This window comes from Chryseobacterium camelliae, from assembly GCF_030818575.1.
Classification (GTDB): Bacteria; Bacteroidota; Bacteroidia; order Flavobacteriales; family Weeksellaceae; genus Chryseobacterium; species Chryseobacterium camelliae_A.
In genome coordinates this window covers 2,505,816-2,525,997 of sequence record NZ_JAUTAL010000001.1, presented here as the reverse complement: position 1 = coordinate 2,525,997, position 20,182 = coordinate 2,505,816, and the positions used below count along the sequence as shown (strand labels likewise).

Here is a 20,182-nt window from a genome sequence, read left to right as displayed (position 1 = left end):
GAGCTTTTTCGCGTCCAGATTATTTTTCTTTTAGCCATTGTTCTATATTATGACTGGCCTGCTCATCAGTAAGAAATGCAGACTTTTTTATATTCTTCCCGGGCTTCCGCAATCTTTTCTTTTTGAGTATCGGTTAGAGTTTATTCAGCGGTATCCAGTTCAAAATCCAGAATTCTTTTAAGCTCATCAATAATTCTGGGTTGCTGTAACTGAGTGATTCTATGAATCAAATCAATTTTCAAATCTGATACGTTCATAATGCATGGGAATTTGTATCAAATGTAGAAAATTTTATCTAAACCACCGGCAGCTCAAAATAAAAAGTACTGCCCTGATTCAGCGAGCTTTTAACCCCGATTTCCCCATGCTGCTTCTCAATGAAATTCTTGGAAATGGCCAGCCCTAGTCCGGTGCCGTTCTGATGTTCCCCCGGAACTTGGAAATAGCGGTCGAAAATCTGGCGGTGGTATTTTTCATCAATCCCTTTTCCGGTATCTGTAATGCTGAAAGACACAGTGGATTCTTTTCTCTCTACACGGATGGAAATGCTTTCATCCTGAAAAGAATGTTTGATAGCATTGCTCAGAAAATTGTTCATCACCCAGACGGTTTTGTCAAAATCGGCGGCTACGGTATCTCCGTCTTCAATTTCATAATGGGTGATCATCGAAATATTCTTCTGCTCTGCAAGTTTTTCCACATTCTTAATGGCAGCCTGAACCATTTCTTTTGGAGCACACGGTTCAATATTCAATCGGATATTTCCGGTTTCAACCTGTGACAGATTTAGCAGTTCTCCGGTAATATCAAGCAGGCGCTGCCCGTCTTCATTGATGCTTTTCAGCAGTTCCTTCTGTTGCTCGTTAAGTTCCCCGAATTTCTGGTTTTCCAGCAACTGCACACCCATTTTGATCGCTGAAATAGGCGTTTTCAGTTCATGGGAAATGGTTGCGATAAAATTGGTCTTGGCAAAATCAAGCTCTTTGAACGGCGTAATATTTCTCAATAGAATTACCCTCCCGATATATTTTTTTTCTTTCTCGCCCGTTTTTATAATGTTGATCGGAACGACTTCCTGCTCAAAATAATTTTCTTTGTGATCCGCAACGATTTTGATCGGGTCTTTCTGGGGATGATCCATGTTCTTCAGCAGTTCCCGGACCAGATCATTATTAACGGCAACTTCATGGACCGTTTTCCCGATGATTTCTTCTTTATTTAAATTCGTGATTTTCAATGCTTCGTTATTGATCATATAGATGAAATGGTTTTCATCCAGGCCGATGACTGCATCATGCATATTGTTGACCAGGGTCTCAATCCGTTTTTTATCCATCAGCTGTTTAGACAGGGTACTGCTTTCATATTCCTGAAGCTTTTCAGCCATGACATTGAATGACCGGGCCAGGTCGTTGAATTCTTCGCTGCCCTTAAAATGTACCCTTTCACTGTAATTCTTATTGGCAATCTGCCGGATGCTCGACGTGAGCTGGCTGATAGGTTCTGCAATCGTCTGCGGCAGGTTAAAAAGCAGCACAAAAGCGATCAGGAAACACACGGTTCCCAGGCTGACAATCCAGAACGTGGCATTTTCTGCGGTGATAATGGCCATGTCACTTTTTCGCTCAATTCCTTTCATATTGAGTGTCATGATCCTGACCAGGTCTTCGCGGATCAGTTTTTCCTTTTCATCATCCGGATGTTGCAGGTAGCTGTTGAAGTGCAGGTTCAGGCTTTGGGTGGCTTCCTTTTCGCCGGATTCCGTCAGGTTTTTTTCCTGGAGTTCATTGTTTTTCCGGAAAGCCTGTACGGCAGCTTCCCGGTCGGTTTCAATCCTGTCCAGTGCGAGCAGCATGTTTTTGGAGAATTCAATACTGTTGTAATTGGCATTAAGGATTTTCTCTGTGTCAGATTTCAATTTATTGATGTAGACAGATCCCATCACTGAAAGCAAAACGATCAGTAAAAAAAGAAGGCCGACGCCTAAGGTAAGTTTTGTTTTGAGTTTCATCAGTTTGATTCAGGATAAAATAATAATATCGGTCTGCCGTTCATTCAGGCGGTTCATCAGTGCATAGATCCAGCTGTAACCGAAAATCCTCTGCCATAATCTTGCATGAGGCTTTCCCATACATACCGTGGTGATATTGTGTTCAACAACATACTCCAGAATACCGCTGTACACACTGCTGTTCTTAACACGGACGACTTTCGCGCCCAATTCCTGTGCTAAATTAAAATTATTAATCAAATAACGCTGTTTATCCAGGGCGATTTTTTCAAGGCTTTCCGAAGGCTTCTGAATATAGAGAACGGTCCACGGACTGTTATAATAGCTGGCCAGCCGGGCGGTCTTCCGGATGATGTTTTTAGCTATTTTTCCATTGCTGCTGATGCAGGCCAGAAACTTGACCGGCTTGAAATTTTCAGTCCTGATTTCCGTTTCCACTTTCTTTTCCACGTGGGTTGCCACTTCTTTCAGCGCAAGCTCGCGCAGCTGCAGGATATGTCCGCTCTGGAAGAAATTCTGTAAAGCCGTCTGTATTTTTTCTTTTTTATAAATCTTGCCCTCTTTAAGCCTGGTCAGCAGTTCATCAGCCGTAAGGTCTATATTCACTACCTCATCTGCCAATGCCAGAATCTTGTCCGGTACCCGTTCCGCAACTTCAATTCCGGTAATTTTGCGGACTTCCTCATTCAGGCTTTCGATATGCTGGATGTTCATGGCACTGATGACGTTAATTCCGTTGTCCAGGATTTCCAGGACATCCTGCCATCTTTTTTTGTTCTTTGATCCTTCGATATTGGTATGTGCCAGTTCGTCCACGAGAACCACTTCCGGATGAAGGTTGATGATCGCCTGAAGGTCCATTTCCTCCAGGTTTTTTCCCTTATAGAAGGATGACCTTCTCGGAATTTTAGGAATTCCTTCTGCCAGAGCCTGGGTTTCTTCACGTCCATGCGTTTCTATATAACCGATTTTAACATCGATGCCGTTCCGTATCATGGAATGGGCCTCCTGAAGCATCCGGAATGTCTTGCCCACGCCGGCACTCATCCCGATGTAGATCTTGAATTTTCCTTTCCGGGATTTCTGGATCAGTTCTGAAAAATCTTTTGCTGAAGACATGAATTTAATTTTTTTTAATTGTATTTTCTGCATGGCTGCTTGTTGAAGATGCCTTTCAATTTAACCACAAAAGTCACAAAAGCCTTTTTTACACATAAATTATTAAGATATTACTTTTAAAATAAAAGAACGCTTAAGATGAAATCAAAGATTTTCATAGGTAATATCATGTCATCTTTCGTGCATCCTTCATAAAATCGCGGGAATAATTTCTTTAATTTGGCCTATTAGTTTTCTTAATAAGGAGCAGTCTTATCTTAATGGATATAAACCTAACAGGTTTACCAAACCTGTTAGGCTTTAAATCTACTCACTGATCAAAACCAGGCTGCTAAACTGGTGGTAAGGAAAAAGTTTCCTTTCAATAGTTCGTCATTTTTCATGAATATGGCATCCTTAGAAGTGAATCCCCTGGCCTCTGTACGGAATACCACATTTTTAAAAATAGCATAATCCACATTCAGGGAATAACCGTAGGTCTGAAATCCGTTGGGCGTCCCGGTACTGATAATTACTCCGTTTCTGTCACTGTAATATTCCAAGCGCCCGGCTACAGCCCATTGGTCATTCAGCTGATATTTCATCAGGATATTCGGGCTGTACCAAAGGTTGTACTGGTTGCTGCCTTTTTCCTTTTGTTCGGCTCCGATATCAAAACCGAGCGTTGTGGAAAACTGGTCCGTCAGCTGAAAACTTCCGAAGAGATCATGGAAATACCGCATCTTCTTTTCTGCTTTAGCTTTATCGTTTCCTATAAAAGAGCTGCTGTTCAGCGTAATCTTTTCATTAGGTTTATAGGTTACCTGATGTCCGAAAGAAACTGTTTGGTTGCCTTCCGGCTTGGCAATCCGCTGCCATCCGTTCAGGACCAACCCGCTGATGAACCATTTTCCGTTGTCTGTGGTATAAGAAACTTTAGCTCCGGTCTCAAAATAGGGGCTGTTTTCCGCAGCAAAGCTCCTGGTGAGGTTGACGTTGTCCTTCCCGATGGCACTTTCCCAGCCGATATGCGAAGGCATAATACCGGCATCAATCCAAAGATTTTTTGTTTTAGAAATCCTGATTCCAATATTTGCTTCATTCACATAGCGCAATGCATTCTGCTCAGCCGCCAGGTTGTCCTGGGCATAAGTCCCGGCCATCAGAGCCAGGTTAGCACGCATGTTTTCGGTCTGATAGGCGGCTTTAACAAATCCGAGGTTCAGGTTAACTTCATTGTGTCGGTTATACGAATACAGAAAGTTCTGCCGGATGTGGTTGGCCGGTTCATTGAAATCATAGGTATAGAAGAGCTCCGCATAGCCGGAAAAAGTTAGTTTAGGCTGAACGGCTGCTGAATCTGTGGTTTGGGCTTTAGATAAAAATAAACCTAGTAAAAATGTGGTGGTGATGAATTTTTTCATGGGTTGATAGAGTACAGCAAATACTGTACAGATATATTAAAGAAGTGATGGGTTTAAATGAGGTTGGATGCGATTAAAAATAACCGCTAAATAGGAGACGGTCAGATTAATGGTGCTGCATTTCGTCCAGCGCAATATTTAGTTTCAGGACATTGATTTTGGAAGGTCCGAAAACTGATTGTTCAGTCTGCTTCCGGATAAGGGCTTCAACTTGTTCTGCAGGGAGGTTTCTTTCTTTTGCAATCCTTTTTACCTGGTAAAGCGCACCTTCCGGCGAGATATCCGGATCTAATCCGCTTCCGCTGGCTGTAACCAGTTCTACAGGAACTCTTATATCCTTCATTCCGGGATTCTGCATTGTAAGGGTATCAATCCTTTTACGGACAGTTTCTAGGTATTCTTCATTGCTAGGGCCTTTGTTGCTTCCTGCACTTCCTGCTGCGTTGTAATTGACGGCGGAAGGACGGCCATGGAAATAGCTCGGAGATTTAAATTCCTGACCGATATTAGCATAAAACTTCCGGCCTTTGTACTGAATAGTTTCTGCATTGCCCTGAGTAGGTAATATTTTAGCACCGGCATATACAATGCCCAGGTAAATTCCTACAATCACAAGCATGACAAGAGTAAGGCGTAGTGCGGATATGATATGATTTTTCATTTTGATAAAAATTTAGAGTAATGATATGGGGATAAAAACATGATCAGGATAAAATTCATCCATGAATCAGTTGCATCTTTATATTTTAAAAGAACAGGCTGATAACCAGGTCGATCAGTTTTATTCCAATGAACGGGGCAATAATCCCTCCCAGGCCGTAGATCAACAGATTCCTTCTCAGCAGGGCACTTGCACCGATCGGTTTGTAGGCAACGCCTTTCAGGGCAAGCGGAATCAGAATCGGGATGATGATCGCGTTGAAAATGATGGCTGACAGGATCGCGGATTCGGGACTGTGCAGGTTCATGATGTTCAGCTTTTGGAGGGCCGGAATAAAGGTGATGAACAGGGCGGGAACGATGGCAAAATATTTCGCTACGTCATTGGCAATGCTGAATGTTGTAAGCGTTCCGCGGGTCATCAGCAATTGTTTCCCGATTTCTACGATCTCGATCAGTTTTGTGGGGTCGTTATCAAGGTCCACCATGTTTCCTGCTTCCTTGGCCGCCTGGGTACCGCTGTTCATCGCTACACCTACATCGGCCTGTGCAAGGGCAGGTGCATCATTCGTTCCGTCTCCCATCATGGCCACCAGCTTTCCTTCCTGCTGTTCTTTTTTGATGTAGTTCATCTTATCTTCCGGTTTGGCTTCGGCTATAAAATCGTCTACACCGGCTTTTTCGGCAATAAACTTTGCAGTCAGGGGATTGTCACCTGTTACCATAACGGTTTTTACCCCCATTTTCCTGAGCCTCTGAAAGCGTTCCTGGATCCCGGTTTTAATGATATCCTGAAGTTCTATAACGCCCCATACCTGTTCATTCACCGAAACGACCAGAGGGGTTCCTCCGTTTTCAGCAATCCGGGTTACGGCTTCCTGCGTTTCCTGCGGGAATAGGTTCCCTGCTTTTTCTGTCAGTTTCTTGATGGTGTCATAGGCCCCTTTACGGATTCTTGTGTTTTCAAAATCGATACCGGATGTCCTCGTTTCAGCCGTAAAATCAATATACACCGGATTCGGGACCAGTAATTGTTCAGGTTTCAGCTGGCTTAGTTCGATGATGGATTTCCCTTCCGGGGTTTCATCCGCGACAGAGCTCAGGGCAGCGGCTTTAATGAATTCCTCCATTTCGATCGTATGAGAAGGGTGAAATTGGGTGGCCTTCCGGTTCCCGATGGTAATGGTTCCTGTTTTATCCAGAAGCAAGACATCAATATCTCCGGCTGTCTCCACAGCTTTACCGCTTTTGGTGATTACATTGGCTCGTAACGCCCGGTCCATTCCTGCAATCCCGATTGCAGAGAGCAGTCCGCCGATGGTTGTCGGGATCAGACAAACGAAAAGTGAAATGAATGCTGCGATGGTAATCGGCGTCTGCGCATAGTCTGCAAAAGGTTTCAGGGTTACGGTAACGATGATGAAGGTCAGCGTAAACCCGGCTAACAATATAGTAAGTGCGATTTCGTTCGGTGTTTTCTGTCTTGATGCGCCTTCCACCAGGGCAATCATCTTATCTAAAAAAGATTCTCCGGGACGTGTGGTTACTTTTACTTTGATCCTGTCGGAAAGTACTTTTGTACCGCCTGTGACAGAACTTTTATCGCCTCCGGCTTCGCGGATCACAGGAGCACTTTCCCCGGTGATGGCAGATTCATCTATCGTGGCCAGTCCTTCGATGATTTCCCCGTCCATAGGGATCTGGTCGCCGGCTTCACAGAGAAATACATCGCCCAGTTTCATGTCGGCTGATTTTTTAAGGACCGTTTCCACCTGGAATCCGGGATGGTTTTCCATGATCACTCTGGCCGGAGTTTCCTCCCGGGTTTTCCTTAGCGTATCTGCCTGGGCTTTTCCCCGGGCTTCCGCAATCGCTTCCGCGAAGTTGGCGAACAAAACCGTAAAAAACAGAATGATGAATACCAGGAAATTATAGGCAAAACTGCCCTGTGAACGGTCGCCTGTCAGACTGAACAGGCTTACGATGAGCATGACCACGGTTCCTATTTCCACCAGGAACATGACCGGATTTTTAAACATGATTTTAGGATTCAGCTTAACGAATGACTGATGTATTGCTTCGTTAACCAGATCTTTCTGAAACAGTGTCTGTGACTGATTTTTCATTGCTTTGAATAGATGTTATTTGTAGTGAGTGGGGTGAAAGATTTAAAAATTGAAAGATTTAAAAATTTGAAATTGGCGAAATGAGATTTTTAAATTTTTATTATGTAATAACTAATCTTTAAATCCTTTAATCTTTTTAATATTTCAATGCTTTAATTTCTATTTACTAAAATATTGAAGCTGTTCTGCTATCGGGCCCAGCGTCAAGGCAGGGAAGAAGGATAGCGCGGCGATCAGAAGAATGACGGCTAAGGTCATGAATCCGAAGGTTGCAGTATCCGTTTTCAAGGTTCCAGCACTTTCAGGGATGTATTTTTTCTGTGCAAGCAATCCTGCAATGGCTATCGGACCGATAATCGGGATGAATCTCGACAGCAGCAATACTATGCCCGTTGAGATATTCCACCATGGCGTATTATCGCCCAGCCCTTCAAATCCGGATCCGTTATTGGCGGAAGAAGACGTAAATTCATACAGCATTTCACTAAAGCCATGGAATCCCGGATTATTGAGTGTCTTGGTCCCAAATTCCGGCAGATAGGCGGTTAAAGCAGTACCCACGAGAATAAGAAACGGGTGGAATAGGGCGACGATCATTGCGATTTTCATCTCCTTGGCTTCAATTTTCTTTCCTAAGAATTCAGGGGTACGTCCTACCATAAGGCCACTGATGAATACCGCGAGGATGATGAAAATGAAGTAATTCAGGATGCCCACACCGCAGCCTCCGTAGAAACAGTTAATCATCATGGCCAGAAGCTGGTTCATACCGGAAAGCGGCATGGTGCTGTCGTGCATGGCATTTACCGAACCGGTAGATATAACAGTTGTTGCAATACTCCAGTAGGCCGAAGCAGCACTTCCGAAACGGATTTCCTTACCTTCCATCGCTCCGAGATGAGGATCGGTGCCCATTTGGGTGATCAGCGGATTTCCCTGGGTTTCATTGATGATATTGGGCACGGTGAGTGCTACAAAACCTATGGTCATGACAGCGAAAATGGTCAGAGATAATTTCTTCTTTTTCAAATAGAAGCCCAGTGCAAATACCAATGCAAAAGGGATGATCATCTGGGTAACCATTTCAGTCATATTCGTCAGGTAATTGGGATTTTCCAGCGGATGCGCGGAATTGGCTCCGAAAAATCCGCCACCATTAGTCCCTAAATGCTTAATGGCGATAAAGGCGGCCGCAGGACCCCGCGAAACGTCCACTTTCTGTCCCTCCAGAGTGGTGATATGGTCTTTACCCTCAAAAGTCATCGGACTTCCGTTAGCAGAAAGGATGAAGGCGACAACAATACTTAAAGGAACCAGGATCCTGGTCATCGATCTGACGAAAAAATCGTAGAAGTTGCCCAGTTCCGTGGTGGTTTTATCCTTGAATGCCTTGAACAGTACCGCCATGGCAGCCATTCCTGTAGCCGCAGTGACAAACTGCAGGAACATCAGGTAAAGCTGGCTAAGGTAGCTGACTCCGGTTTCACCGGAATAGTGCTGCAAATTACAGTTGACAAGGAAGGATATGGCCGTGTTAAAGGCGAGATCGGGCGACATATCCGGGTTGCCATCCGGATTCATCGGAAGCCACGACTGATTCAATAGGATTAAAAATCCGATGACGAACCAGACCACATTGATGGTGAGCATGGCAAACATATTCTGTTTCCAGGTCATCTGTTTATCCGGATTGATCCCTGAAATTCTGTAGATCAGGTTTTCAACCGGCTGGAAAAGCTTGTTTAAAAACGTTTTTTTATAGCCATACACATCAGCGATGTATTTTCCTAAAAATACACCGATTACGGTAGTTATGGCGAACATGACAATAATGCCTAAGATTTGTGTATTCATGTTTTCAGGCTAAAATTTTTCAGGTTTTATGAGTACGTAGCAGATGTACACGAAAGCCAGGATGGAAAGGAAAAATAAACTCCACATAATTTTCTATCTGATTTATATTTGATCAAAAAATTCAACGGACCTGTAGATCATCCAGAACAGGAATACACACAGGATAATAAGGCACAGCAGCATCATATCGAAACGATCAAGGTTAATACGGTGAATACTACGTACGAAACCATCAGCATACTGAGTACGGCATGGTTCCGTTTCTGGAATGTTTTTCTTGAAATTGTCATTGTATATTATTTATTCTGTATCCTTAATGCCAAAAGGGATTCCATTTCATTAATTATCTTAATAAATAATTGATTAATAATACTTTATGTGAAATTTGGGAGGCGTCAGGAGACAAAAAAGCCTATCAAAATGATAGGCCTGTTATTAAAATGATCATTGTTTCTATCCTAAAGAAACAAATTTATAACTCTTAACTTTAAACTCATAACTCTTACCGAAGTCCGTACTCTTCCAGCTTTCGGTACAGCGTAGCGATACCTATTTCCAGCAAACGTGAAGCTTCCGCTTTGTTGCCCTTCGTATATTGCAGGACTTTCTGGATGTGTTCTTTTTCCAGGGACTTCATGCTTAGGGAGTCGTTTCCGGGGGAATTTTTTTCAGAATAGTCAGGCAGGCTTTCTGCATCCAGCCGATGATCGTTCATCAGAATAAGACTTCTTTCAACAGTATTCCGCAGTTCCCGGATATTGCCTTTCCAGTCATTCTTCCCTAATATTCTAAAGTATTCCGGATCTACCTGGAGGCCGGAAATATGCAGTTTTTGGGAGAAGAGGTCAATGAAGTTTTTAGCGAGGGCCTTCAGGTCTTCTTTCCTTTCGCGGAGTGCAGGAAGACGGATCTCGAAAATATTCAGCCGGAAATACAGGTCTTCCCTGAAATTTCCCTGCCTGATTTCCTCTTCAAGGTCCCGGTTGGTGGCAGCAACAAGGCGGAAGTCTGATTTTGACACTTTGGTTTCCCCCATTTTGATGAATTCCCTGGTTTCCAGGACACGTAATAATTTAGCCTGGAGTTCCACAGGCATTTCCCCGATCTCGTCCAGGAATAACGTGCCGCCATTGGCTTCTTCTATAAGTCCTTTTTTGTCTTTCACCGCTCCGGTAAAGGCCCCTGCCTTGTGCCCGAAGAGCTCGCTCTCCAGAATTTCCCTGCTGAATGCGGAACAATTGATGGCGACAAAATTATTTTTTTTTCTTTCGCTGCCCTGGTGGATGGCGTTGGCAAAAACTTCTTTGCCGGTCCCGGTTTCGCCGGTCAGCAAGACTGTAGCATCAGTTACAGCTACTTTCTCTGCCAGCTTTTTGGCCTGAACAATAAGCGGTGAGATTCCGATGATGGCTTCAAAACCTTTCTGAGCAGTTGTTTTCTGAGCTTTTTTGGCAGCATTATCTTGTGCTTTTTCCATGGCTTTGTATACCAGCGGAATGATTTTTTCATTGTCGTCCCCCTTTACCAGATAGTCGTAAGCCCCGTTTTTCATCGCCTGAACGGCATCGGTAATATTCCCGAAGGCGGTCATCAATATAATTTCCAGGTGAGGGTATTTTGCCTTGATGGATTTCACAAGCTCAACACCAAATGCATCCGGCAGGCGGACATCGCTTAATACGACATCATATTCAGCCTGTTCGAGCATGGTCATGGCCGAACGTGCCGTTGAAGCCTGTTTGACGTTAAAATCTTCCTGGGAGAGGATCATTCCTAAAAGTTTAAGGAGCTTGATCTCGTCATCAATGATGAGGATGTTTCCGGACATGGTGTGTTGATTTGGAAAAACTGATGCAAACTTATTGAATTTATTTTGGATTAAAGTAAATAAGCTAAAGGTTGAGATTGATGTTGATACCTGGAAGCCTTGTCAAGGTTTAAAACCTTGACAAAGCTGAATGATGGGTAAACCGTATTTACCTGACAGGATTTCCACTTACTAGCCCGGATAGCAGCGGTTACCCCGCAGCAGCTTGGGCCTGGCTGCGGCGCGAGGAGTATGAGCGGATAGCCGGAAAAGCTCCCATATATCAGCCGTTAGATTCAGCTGGTTCCGGATTTGGTTTTCATTATGATGATCATAGATGCAATAACAAGAAAAACAGGGACCTTTCCCTTACGATTGCTTACATTTGTAATGCCTCAGGATTGAGAAAAAAATGAAAAGAGTTTATGAAGGATAAAAAATATAAGGAAACGATTCATACCGATCACAATAACTACGAATACATCACCATTACCCATGACGAAAATAATGTAAGGATTTATACCCTGAAGAACGGACTGAAAGTATTTCTTGCCAGGAATACCGATGCTCCGCGGATCCAGACGTATATCCCTGTGAGAACGGGAAGCAATAATGACCCTGCGGATAATACAGGACTGGCGCATTACCTTGAGCATATGATGTTTAAAGGGACTTCTAAAATCGGGAGCCTGGACTGGGAAAAGGAAAAGGTACTGCTGGATGAAATTTCTGAGCTGTACGAACAGCATAAGGCAGAGCCGGATGCAGAAAAGAAAAAAGAAATCTATACCAAAATAGACGAAGTTTCCCAGGTAGCCAGCCAATACGCTATTGCCAACGAATATGACAAAGCTATTTCTTCCCTGGGTGCCACAGGGACCAATGCCCATACCTGGTTTGATGAAACGGTCTACAAAAACAACATCCCGAACAATGAGCTTGAAAAATGGCTGAAAATAGAACTGGAAAGGTTTTCTGAACTTACGTTACGGCTTTTCCATACCGAACTGGAGTCTGTGTACGAAGAGTTCAACCGCGCGCAGGATAATGATTCCAGGCTGGTGCAGTACGAACTCATGGATGCCCTGTTCCCGAACCACCCGAACGGACAGCAGACTACACTGGGCAAGGCGGAACATCTGAAAAATCCTTCCATGAAAGCCATCCACCAGTATTTTGACTCATATTATGTTCCCAACAATTACGCTATGGTATTGGTAGGAGACCTTGATTTCGAGGAAACCATCCAGTTGATCGACCAATATTTCGGGAGCATTCCTTACCGGGAACTTCCCGAGAAAAGCCAGGTGACAGAGCAGCCGATGACTCAGATTGTTCAGAGGACCGTGAAAAGTCCGACTACGCCAAGGATACAGCTGGCGTGGAGAACGGAAAGCTACGGCACACGCGAAGCCATGCTGGCAGATATTGCAGCCAACATCTTAAGCAACAGGGGAGAGGCAGGACTTCTTGACCTGCACATCAACCAGACCCAGAAAATGCTCTGGGCACAGGCTTTTTCCGTAGGTCTGAAGCAATACGGTTATTTCTCCGTGGTAGCGGTGCCCAAAGAAAACCAGACGCTGGATGAAGCCAAAGATATGGTGCTGCAGGAGATCGAGCTGCTGAAGAAAGGAGAATTTCCGGACTGGATGCTCCCGGCCATCATTAATGATTTTAAACTTCAAAGGCTGAAAACCCTCGAAACCGCAGACGGACTGGCCACCAACCTTTACGATACTTACATTAAAGGCAGGACATGGGAACAGGAGCTGAATGAAATGGAGGAGTATGCATCACTGACGAAGGAAGATGTTGTAGCTTTTGCACAGGGATTTTTTAAGGAAAATTATGTTGCCGTATACAAAGAGAAAGGCATCAATGATCAGCTGATCCGCGTTGAAAATCCAGGCATCACGCCGGTGAAAATCAACCGTGATGCACAATCTGACTTTCTGAAAGAGCTCCTGGCAGAAAGAACACAGGACATACAGCCTGAATTTATTGATTATGATAAAGAGATCCGCAAGGATGAGATAAAAGGCAAGCCGGTAAGTTTTGTCAGAAATAAATACAACGACCTTGCACAGGCGCACTTTATATTTCCTATGGGAAGTGACCACGATCGTGATCTGGGTGTCGCAACGCAGGTATTACAGTACCTTGGTACCGACCGTTATTCCCCGGAAGAACTGAAAATGGAATTTTTCAAGATCGGGGTGACCAATGATTTTAAAACCACGCATGACCAACTGCTTATTTCCTTAAACGGACTGGAAGAAAATATAGAACAGGGAATTGCCCTGCTCCAACACTGGATACAGAATGTAAAACCGGACCAGGAAATTTATCAGCAGTTTGTACAAACGCTTCTGGAAAACCGTGCTGCCATGAAGAAAGATAAAAACCGCATCATGACGGCATTGACGACATACACTAAGATAGGTGCATTTTCCAGGTTTACGGATGTTATTTCCAGGGAAGAACTGGAAAACAGCAGCGTAGAAGTCTTCACCGACCGGATGAAAAACCTGTTCAGCTACCCGTATCAGCTGTTTTTCTATGGAAAAGATTTTGAACGTTTCAAGGGATACATTGAAAATTATATCCAGCCTCAAAGCCTTCAGATTCCTGAACCGAAGTTCTATCCTGAGCCGGAAACCACCGGAAATGTCTATTTTACGGATTATGACATGGTGCAGATGGAAATGAGTAAGGCGGGTCGAGGGAAGGAAGTCGACATCCGTGATTTCGGAAAAATCAATGTGTTCAACGAATATTTCGGAAGAGGATTGTCATCCATCGTTTTCCAGGAGATCAGGGAAAGTAAAAGTTTAGCTTATTCCGCCTACGTTTCTTATGCTGCGAATGCTGAACTCGGACACCACGATTATATTACCACCTACATCGGGACGCAGCCGGACAAGCTCCAGATTGCTGTTGATACCATGGATGAACTGATGAATGAACTTCCGGAAGTGCCGATCCAGTTTGAAAATGCACGAAACGCAGCTCTGAAACAAATTGCCTCCACACGGATTAACCGTACCAATATATTTTTCAATACCTTGCGGCTGAAAAAGCTGGGGATCAGCCATGATTTCAGGAAAGATATCTACAGCCAGATCCAGGATCTGAAATTTGAGGATCTCAGAGCATTTTATGATACGACGATTAAACCTATACGGTTCAATACGGCCATTATCGGTAAAAAGGATAACCTGAACAGGGAAGCTGTGGATCAGATGGGAACCTTTACGGAAGTCAGCCTGAAAGATATTTTCGGACACTGATGTAATTGAAATATACAATGTTTCGGCCGCTCCAGAGGAGCGGCCGAAACTATTTTTACAGCAAAATGACAGGTTATTTAACTACTTTCATTTCATCGATCAGCCATTTGGAATCGGCAAATTTGTCGATGATGAAAAGGATGTATTTGGTATCCACCATGATGTTGCGGCTGAAACGCGGATCATAATTGATGTCGCTCATTGTGCCTTCCCACTGTCGGTCGAAGTTCAGTCCCACAAGATTTCCGTTGGCGTCCAGCGCCGGGCTTCCGGAGTTTCCTCCCGTAGTATGGTTGGTCGCGGTGAATCCTACCGGAACATCGCCGGTTTTATCTTTATAGTTCCCAAAATCTTTTTTATCATACAGGTCGATCAGCTTTTTCGGAACATCAAATTCATAATCTCCTGGAACGTATTTTTCCATTACTCCTGCCAGATGGGTCTGGTAGTTGTAGGAAACTGCATCTCTCGGCGTAGAGCCTTTTACCTTTCCATAAGTTACCCTAAGGGTGGAATTGGCATCCGGGAAGAATTTGCGGTTCTTATCCGTAGCCATCTGCTGCGCCATATAGGTTTTTTGCAGGGCATCGATTTTGGTCTGCAAGCTGGCGAACTGAGGATCAGCTTTTGTGGTATACGCATCTCTCATGGTTAAAAACAGCTCGTATACAGGATCTTTCTTTAATGTTTTGATCAGCTTGTCCGGGTTGGAGAATGCTTTGTCAATGTCTCCGCCTTAAAGTAGCCCCGTTTACTTCAGACCGGCCGCTTATGATGGAGTTTTTAGATATATTTTCAATGGTCTGAAGGTTCTGCGCTTCGTTTTTGTACTGGTCAAAGCCTGCCGGTAAAAACTGGGGTGCAGTCTTATTGGCGTACAAAGCAAGGAGCTTGGCTGTTACTTTGGCATCCAGTTCAGGATTGTAATCTTTATAGAACGACTTCAGCCTGGATTTAAATGATGCCGTACTTTTTTCATCTGTCTTTCCGGCTTCGGCTGCAGTGATGTAATTGTAGTATAGATTAGCCAGCATCAGGGTTTCAGCATTCCTGATTACTTCAGAATAGTAGGCATTGTTCAGTGCAAAAGGAGCCTGGTCGCTGTACAGCTTATTCAGCTGGTCCAGCGTGATTTTGATTTGCTCATTTTTACCGGCCAGCGTATTTTCATACGCTTTCTTTTTGGCTACGGCATTAGATTTTTTCAGTCCTTCTACCTCACCGATCCATTTTTTCCAGTAGTTGGCTACAGATGCATATTTGGATGCATACTGGATCCTTGTTGCAGCATCGGTGCGCATTTTCTCGTCAAGCGTTTTCAGGGCGACATCTCTTACAGCAATTTTTGCCGGATCAATTTCTGTCATGATCTTTTCAACCGCAATAGCAGGCAGGTATTCAGTAGTCCTTCCCGGGAAGCCGAATACAAAAGTGAAATCGTTTTCGTTTTTATCTTTAATGGATACCGGAAGATAGTGCTTCGGAACATACGGAACATTATCTGTGGAATATTCTGCGGGTTTATTGTTCTTATCCGCATAGATCCTGAACATAGAAAAGTCTCCGGTATGCCTTGGCCATACCCAGTTATCCGTATCGGAACCGAATTTCCCGATGCTTTGCGGCGGTGCGCCTACCAGACGGATGTCTTTATACGTCTCAATGGTAAAAGCATAGAATTTATTGCCATAATACATGGGTTTTACAGAAACCGACTGGTATGGCTCTATTTTCTGGCTGTTTTTATATGCTTCGATGTTCGCAGCGATTTTCTTTGAAAGTTCGGGTTCTGTAAGTCGTTCCGTGCCTTCAAGGATCTGAGGCGTTACTTCTTTGATATCGACAATGAAATCAACCGTTACGCCCGGGTTAGGCAGTTCTCCGGTCATATTTTTAGCCCAGAAACCATTGGTGAGCAGGTCATTCTGAACAGTGGAATGATTCTGGATCTGCCCGTATCCGCAGTGGTGGTTGGTCAGCAGAAGCCCTTTCGGGGAAATAATTTCTGCCGTACACCCTCCGTTGAACTGTACTACTGCATCTTTAATGCTGGGTTTCTGAGGGTTGAAGATATCTTTGGCAGAGATTTTCATGCCCAGCTCTTTCATTTCTTTTTCATTCAGCTCTGTCGGGATCCACATTCCTCCGTACTGTTGTGCAAAAGCCATGGCAGCCGGAACAAGGAATACAGATAGAAGTATCTTTTTGGTCATAATCAAAATTTTGCCCTAATTTACAAAGAAAAGGTGAATTGGGGGCAGGAGAGGGGAAAGTTATGGGAATGGGTGATGAATTATGATTGATGATTGATGATTGATGATTGATGATTGATAGCGATGGGTATTGGTGTGATAGATTTTCGAATTTCCAAATGGTCAATTTTCCTAGAAGCAATTGAACCTCACAGCGGCTTAATTTTTGTTCATTATTACAAGCACCACCTAAAATTATTGTTATGAAACATCAGATTCAGGTCATGGCGATCGCAGCACTGGTTGCTCTTGGTTCATGTTCCAAAGAAAAACAGCAGGAAGTATCTTCCACAAACCTGAAAACAGATCCGATGGCGATCCAGAGTCCTGTAGATTCCTCCTCTGCCACTACACCTGTTCATTCACAGGCTGAAAAAGTCAATGCCGACTGGTATGGCACCTACGAAGCGGTTGTACCTTGTGCTGATTGCCCGGGGATTCAGACTACTCTTACTCTTAAAAAAGATAACAGTTTCCACCTTCAGGAAGAATACCTGGAAAGAAAATCCAAAAATGAAGATCAGGGAAAATATATGTTGAATGCAGCAACCGGCGTCCTTGAGCTGAAAGGAAATACTGCCCATTACAAATATAAAGTCGGTAATAATACCCTTACCCAGCTGGATATGAACGGACAACCGATCGAGGGACCCAATAAAGATCTCTATATATTCAAGAAAAAACAATAGTCATATAGCAAACAGAAGCCGAGGATTCTGCTTTTTTTTAGAATTCATAACTGATGATTCTGCTGTTGTTCTTCAGTACTTTTATCAACAACTCATGGCTTCTCTTTTTGCCGGTAATGATCCATGTTATACTGAACGTTCCATGTGAGTATTTTTGTTTTGAAATGCTGGCCTTTAGATGATGATGTTCAAAAACCTGTTCACAATACCGAAGGTCTTCCGGATGCGATACGGTGATCCTGTATTCAGTAATCTTATGGTTTTTATCGATGAGCTTCTCCATGTAGGTCAGCATGCTCAATACCAAAAGGACCAGTAAAGTCCCTAACAGCGCAATGTAAATATGACCTGCACCTACAGCCATACCAATGGAAGCGGTCGCCCAGATCGTGGTTGCGGTTGTAATGCCGTCTATTTTATTGTCCCCTTTGAAAATAACACCCGCGCCCAGGAATCCGATTCCGGTGATGATATTGGCGGCAATCCGGTCCGGATCATCCACACCGATCACTACGGAAAGAATGGTAAACAGACAGGCACCGAAGCAAACCAGGATAAAAGTACGCAGCCCGGCCGATTTATTGCGGTACTCGCGCTCTGCACCAATCAGCAGGCCCAATAAAACAGAAATAAAGATCAGCAGCAGTTCATTTTCAACAGAATGTTCCGGTAAGATTTTCATAACATAACTTCATTAAGCTTCTTCAAGATACAATAAAATTTTACCTTGTAAATATGATTACAGTTATATTGAAAAAAGACTGTCCGGTAAAGGACAGTCTTCATAGATATATATTTTAATGCTTATTTTCAGTACAGTTTACTGCTGTTTCTCAATCAGGTCAAGAAACTGCTGTTCATCAAGGATTTCTATTGTTCCAATGCCCTGTGCTTTTTTAAGCTTGCTGCCGGCTTTTTCACCCACCACCAGGAAATTTAGGTTTTTGGATACCGCAGAAATATTTTTCCCGCCGTGTTTTTCCACCATTTCTTCGGCCTGTTCACGGGTAAACAGGGAAAGTTTACCGGTAAACAGGAAGGTTTTTCCATCTAGGATATCGGATATGACTTCATTCGTGCTTTCTCCGCGTTCCAGCTGCACGCCATAGGACTTCAGGCGTTCAATCATCAGGATATTTTCCGGGTTGCTGAAAAAATCAGCAATACTTACAGCAATCTTGGTCCCGATATCCTCCACCTGGCAAAGTTCTTCCAGAGTGGCATTTTTCAGTTCATCAATGGTTCCGAAATTTTTCACCAGCTTTTTGGCAACGGTTTCCCCTACATGCTTAATCCCGATGCCATACAGTACCTTTTCAAAAGGTACATTTTTAGACTGTTCAATACCGTTCAGGATGTTCTGGACAGATTTTTCCGCCAGCCTTTCCAGCGGCATGAGCTGCTCCTTGGTTAACGCATAAAAATCCGCCGGATTTTCAATCAGCTTGGCATTATAAAACTGTTCAATGGTTTCGCTGCCCAGGTTTTCAATATTCAGTGCCTTGCGGGAAACGTAATGGATCATCCTACCGATTACCTGAGGCGGACAGTGAAGCTCATTCGGACAGAAATGGATGGCCTGGTCCTCTACTTTTACCAGTTCTGTTCCGCATTCAGGGCAATGTTTGATATATTCGATCTCCTTGCTGTCCGGACTTCTCTTGTCCGGGTTGACTTCAATGATTTTAGGGATAATCTCACCGCCCTTTTCCACATAAACAAAATCATGTTCGTGGAGGTCCAGTTTTTTGATGATGTCCTCATTGTGAAGGGATGCTCTCTTTACAACGGTTCCGGCCAGTAAAACCGGCCTCAGATTGGCAACCGGTGTAATAGCTCCGGTACGCCCTACCTGGTAGGAAACACTTAGCAGTTCGGTTTCCACTTTTTCTGCTTTAAATTTATAAGCCATGGCCCAGCGTGGGGATTTGGCAGTATAACCCAACTGTCTCTGCTGTTTAAGTGAGTTGACTTTTAGTACGATGCCGTCGATCTCGAAAGGAAGGTTGTGGCGCTCATTGTCCCAATAGGTGATGAATTCTTTTACCTCATCAAGCGTTGTACACAACTTTGCCTGCTGAGAAGTTTTAAAGCCCCAGGACTGTGCTTTTTCCAGCAGTTCCCAATGGGTTTCCGCCGGAAATTCTTCCGAAACAAACTGGTAGAGCACAGACGACAGCCCGCGTTTCCGTACTTCTGCGCTGTCCTGCATCTTCAGGCTTCCGCTGGCGGTATTCCTTGGATTCATGAACGGATCCAGCCCGTCTTCTTCGCGCTGTTTGTTGATTTTGTCGAAATTCTTCCGGGTCAGGTAGATTTCACCGCGCATGAAGAACTGATCGGGAAAATCACCTTTCAGCTTCAGCGGGATATCTGAAATGGTTTTTACATTCGGGGTGATCTCATCTCCCTGGAAACCGTCTCCCCGTGTAACGGCCTGGGTAAGTTTTCCGTTTTCATACAGGATGGAAATAGAAGCACCATCATATTTAAGCTCGGCAACAAACTCCACAGGATCATCAATGGTTTTAATGATTCTTTTTTCCCAATCTTCGAGATCATCAAAATCGTAGGAATTATCCAGAGAATACATCCTGAATTTATGGCGGATGGTAGGGAATACTTTCGTAATTCCTCCGCCTACCCGTACCGTAGGGGAATTTTCATCATAATATTCCGGATGCTTGGCCTCCAGGTCCTGAAGTTCCTGAAGGAGCATATCAAAATCATAATCTGAAATGGTAGGAGCGTCCAGATCATAATAATTCTGGTTATGCTGATCAAGTTCCTGGCGGGAGCCGTTCTATTTTTTGCTGAATGTTTTCGGACATTACGTTCTATCTTTTGAGCAAAAATAATTAAAGTAATTCCATTTAAAAAATAAGGGAATTAAATAATCTCATAAAATTAAAATCTTGTAACATTGACTAATGATTTGATTTTGTTCAGAATAAAAATAGGTGTTCAA

12 protein-coding genes and 2 pseudogenes are annotated in these 20,182 nt (G+C 43.7%); 3 read left to right on the top strand and 11 right to left on the bottom strand.

Annotated features, from left to right (window positions below; genetic code table 11):
* Positions 1-295: 295 nt before the first annotated feature.
* The 7 genes from QE404_RS11470 to QE404_RS19345 form a co-directional block, all read right to left on the bottom strand.
* Complete coding sequence (locus QE404_RS11470; protein ID WP_307450573.1) at positions 296-2,011, bottom strand: ATP-binding protein; 1,716 nt, start codon at positions 2,009-2,011, stop codon at positions 296-298.
* A 9-nt stretch (positions 2,012-2,020) separates the two neighbouring features.
* Entirely contained in the window at positions 2,021-3,130 is a 1,110-nt protein-coding gene (locus QE404_RS11465; protein WP_307450571.1) for a sensor protein KdpD, read from the bottom strand.
* A 317-nt stretch (positions 3,131-3,447) separates the two neighbouring features.
* Entirely contained in the window at positions 3,448-4,533 is a 1,086-nt protein-coding gene (locus QE404_RS11460) for a porin (protein ID WP_307450568.1), read from the bottom strand.
* Positions 4,534-4,639: 106 nt separating this feature from the next.
* Positions 4,640-5,194 carry a potassium-transporting ATPase subunit C gene (locus QE404_RS11455; protein ID WP_294274554.1) on the bottom strand — a complete coding sequence of 185 codons (555 nt, stop codon included), beginning with the start codon at positions 5,192-5,194 and terminating at the stop codon, positions 4,640-4,642.
* 85 nt (positions 5,195-5,279) lie between these two features.
* Entirely contained in the window at positions 5,280-7,319 is a 2,040-nt protein-coding gene (kdpB, locus tag QE404_RS11450) for a potassium-transporting ATPase subunit KdpB (RefSeq protein ID WP_307450566.1), read from the bottom strand.
* A gap of 159 nt (positions 7,320-7,478) precedes the next feature.
* Positions 7,479-9,173 (bottom strand): potassium-transporting ATPase subunit KdpA, encoded by a 1,695-nt coding sequence (gene kdpA, locus QE404_RS11445; RefSeq protein WP_307450565.1) that lies wholly within the window; start codon positions 9,171-9,173, stop codon positions 7,479-7,481.
* A 9-nt stretch (positions 9,174-9,182) separates the two neighbouring features.
* Positions 9,183-9,260, bottom strand: coding sequence for a potassium-transporting ATPase subunit F (locus tag QE404_RS19345; protein WP_077415921.1), 78 nt, complete (start codon positions 9,258-9,260; stop codon positions 9,183-9,185).
* 21 nt (positions 9,261-9,281) lie between these two features.
* Here QE404_RS19345 and QE404_RS11440 point away from each other — a divergent pair, with 21 nt between their 5' ends.
* Positions 9,282-9,536 (top strand): hypothetical protein, encoded by a 255-nt coding sequence (locus QE404_RS11440; protein WP_307450563.1) that lies wholly within the window; start codon positions 9,282-9,284, stop codon positions 9,534-9,536.
* A gap of 139 nt (positions 9,537-9,675) precedes the next feature.
* Here the strand turns inward: QE404_RS11440 and QE404_RS11435 are convergent, their stop codons facing one another.
* The gene (locus tag QE404_RS11435) at positions 9,676-11,001 is read right to left on the bottom strand and encodes a sigma-54-dependent transcriptional regulator (RefSeq protein ID WP_307450561.1); all 1,326 of its coding nucleotides are present in this window, start codon (positions 10,999-11,001) and stop codon (positions 9,676-9,678) included.
* Positions 11,002-11,405: 404 nt separating this feature from the next.
* Here QE404_RS11435 and QE404_RS11430 point away from each other — a divergent pair, with 404 nt between their 5' ends.
* Positions 11,406-14,273, top strand: coding sequence for a M16 family metallopeptidase (locus tag QE404_RS11430; RefSeq protein ID WP_307450559.1), 2,868 nt, complete (start codon positions 11,406-11,408; stop codon positions 14,271-14,273).
* A 73-nt stretch (positions 14,274-14,346) separates the two neighbouring features.
* On the opposite strand, the pseudogene QE404_RS11425 reads toward QE404_RS11430, so the two are convergent.
* Positions 14,347-16,486, bottom strand: a pseudogene (locus QE404_RS11425) (S46 family peptidase).
* A 242-nt stretch (positions 16,487-16,728) separates the two neighbouring features.
* Here QE404_RS11425 and QE404_RS11420 point away from each other — a divergent pair.
* Positions 16,729-17,214, top strand: a complete 486-nt coding sequence (locus QE404_RS11420; RefSeq protein ID WP_307450555.1) for a copper resistance protein NlpE — start codon at positions 16,729-16,731, stop codon at positions 17,212-17,214.
* 37 nt (positions 17,215-17,251) lie between these two features.
* Here QE404_RS11420 and QE404_RS11415 read toward each other — a convergent pair whose 3' ends face one another.
* Both QE404_RS11415 and ligA read right to left on the bottom strand, forming a co-directional pair.
* Complete coding sequence (locus tag QE404_RS11415; RefSeq protein WP_307450553.1) at positions 17,252-17,896, bottom strand: MgtC/SapB family protein; 645 nt, start codon at positions 17,894-17,896, stop codon at positions 17,252-17,254.
* Positions 17,897-18,034: 138 nt separating this feature from the next.
* A pseudogene (ligA, locus tag QE404_RS11410) lies at positions 18,035-20,045 on the bottom strand (NAD-dependent DNA ligase LigA).
* Between the last annotated feature and the right edge of the window lie 137 nt (positions 20,046-20,182).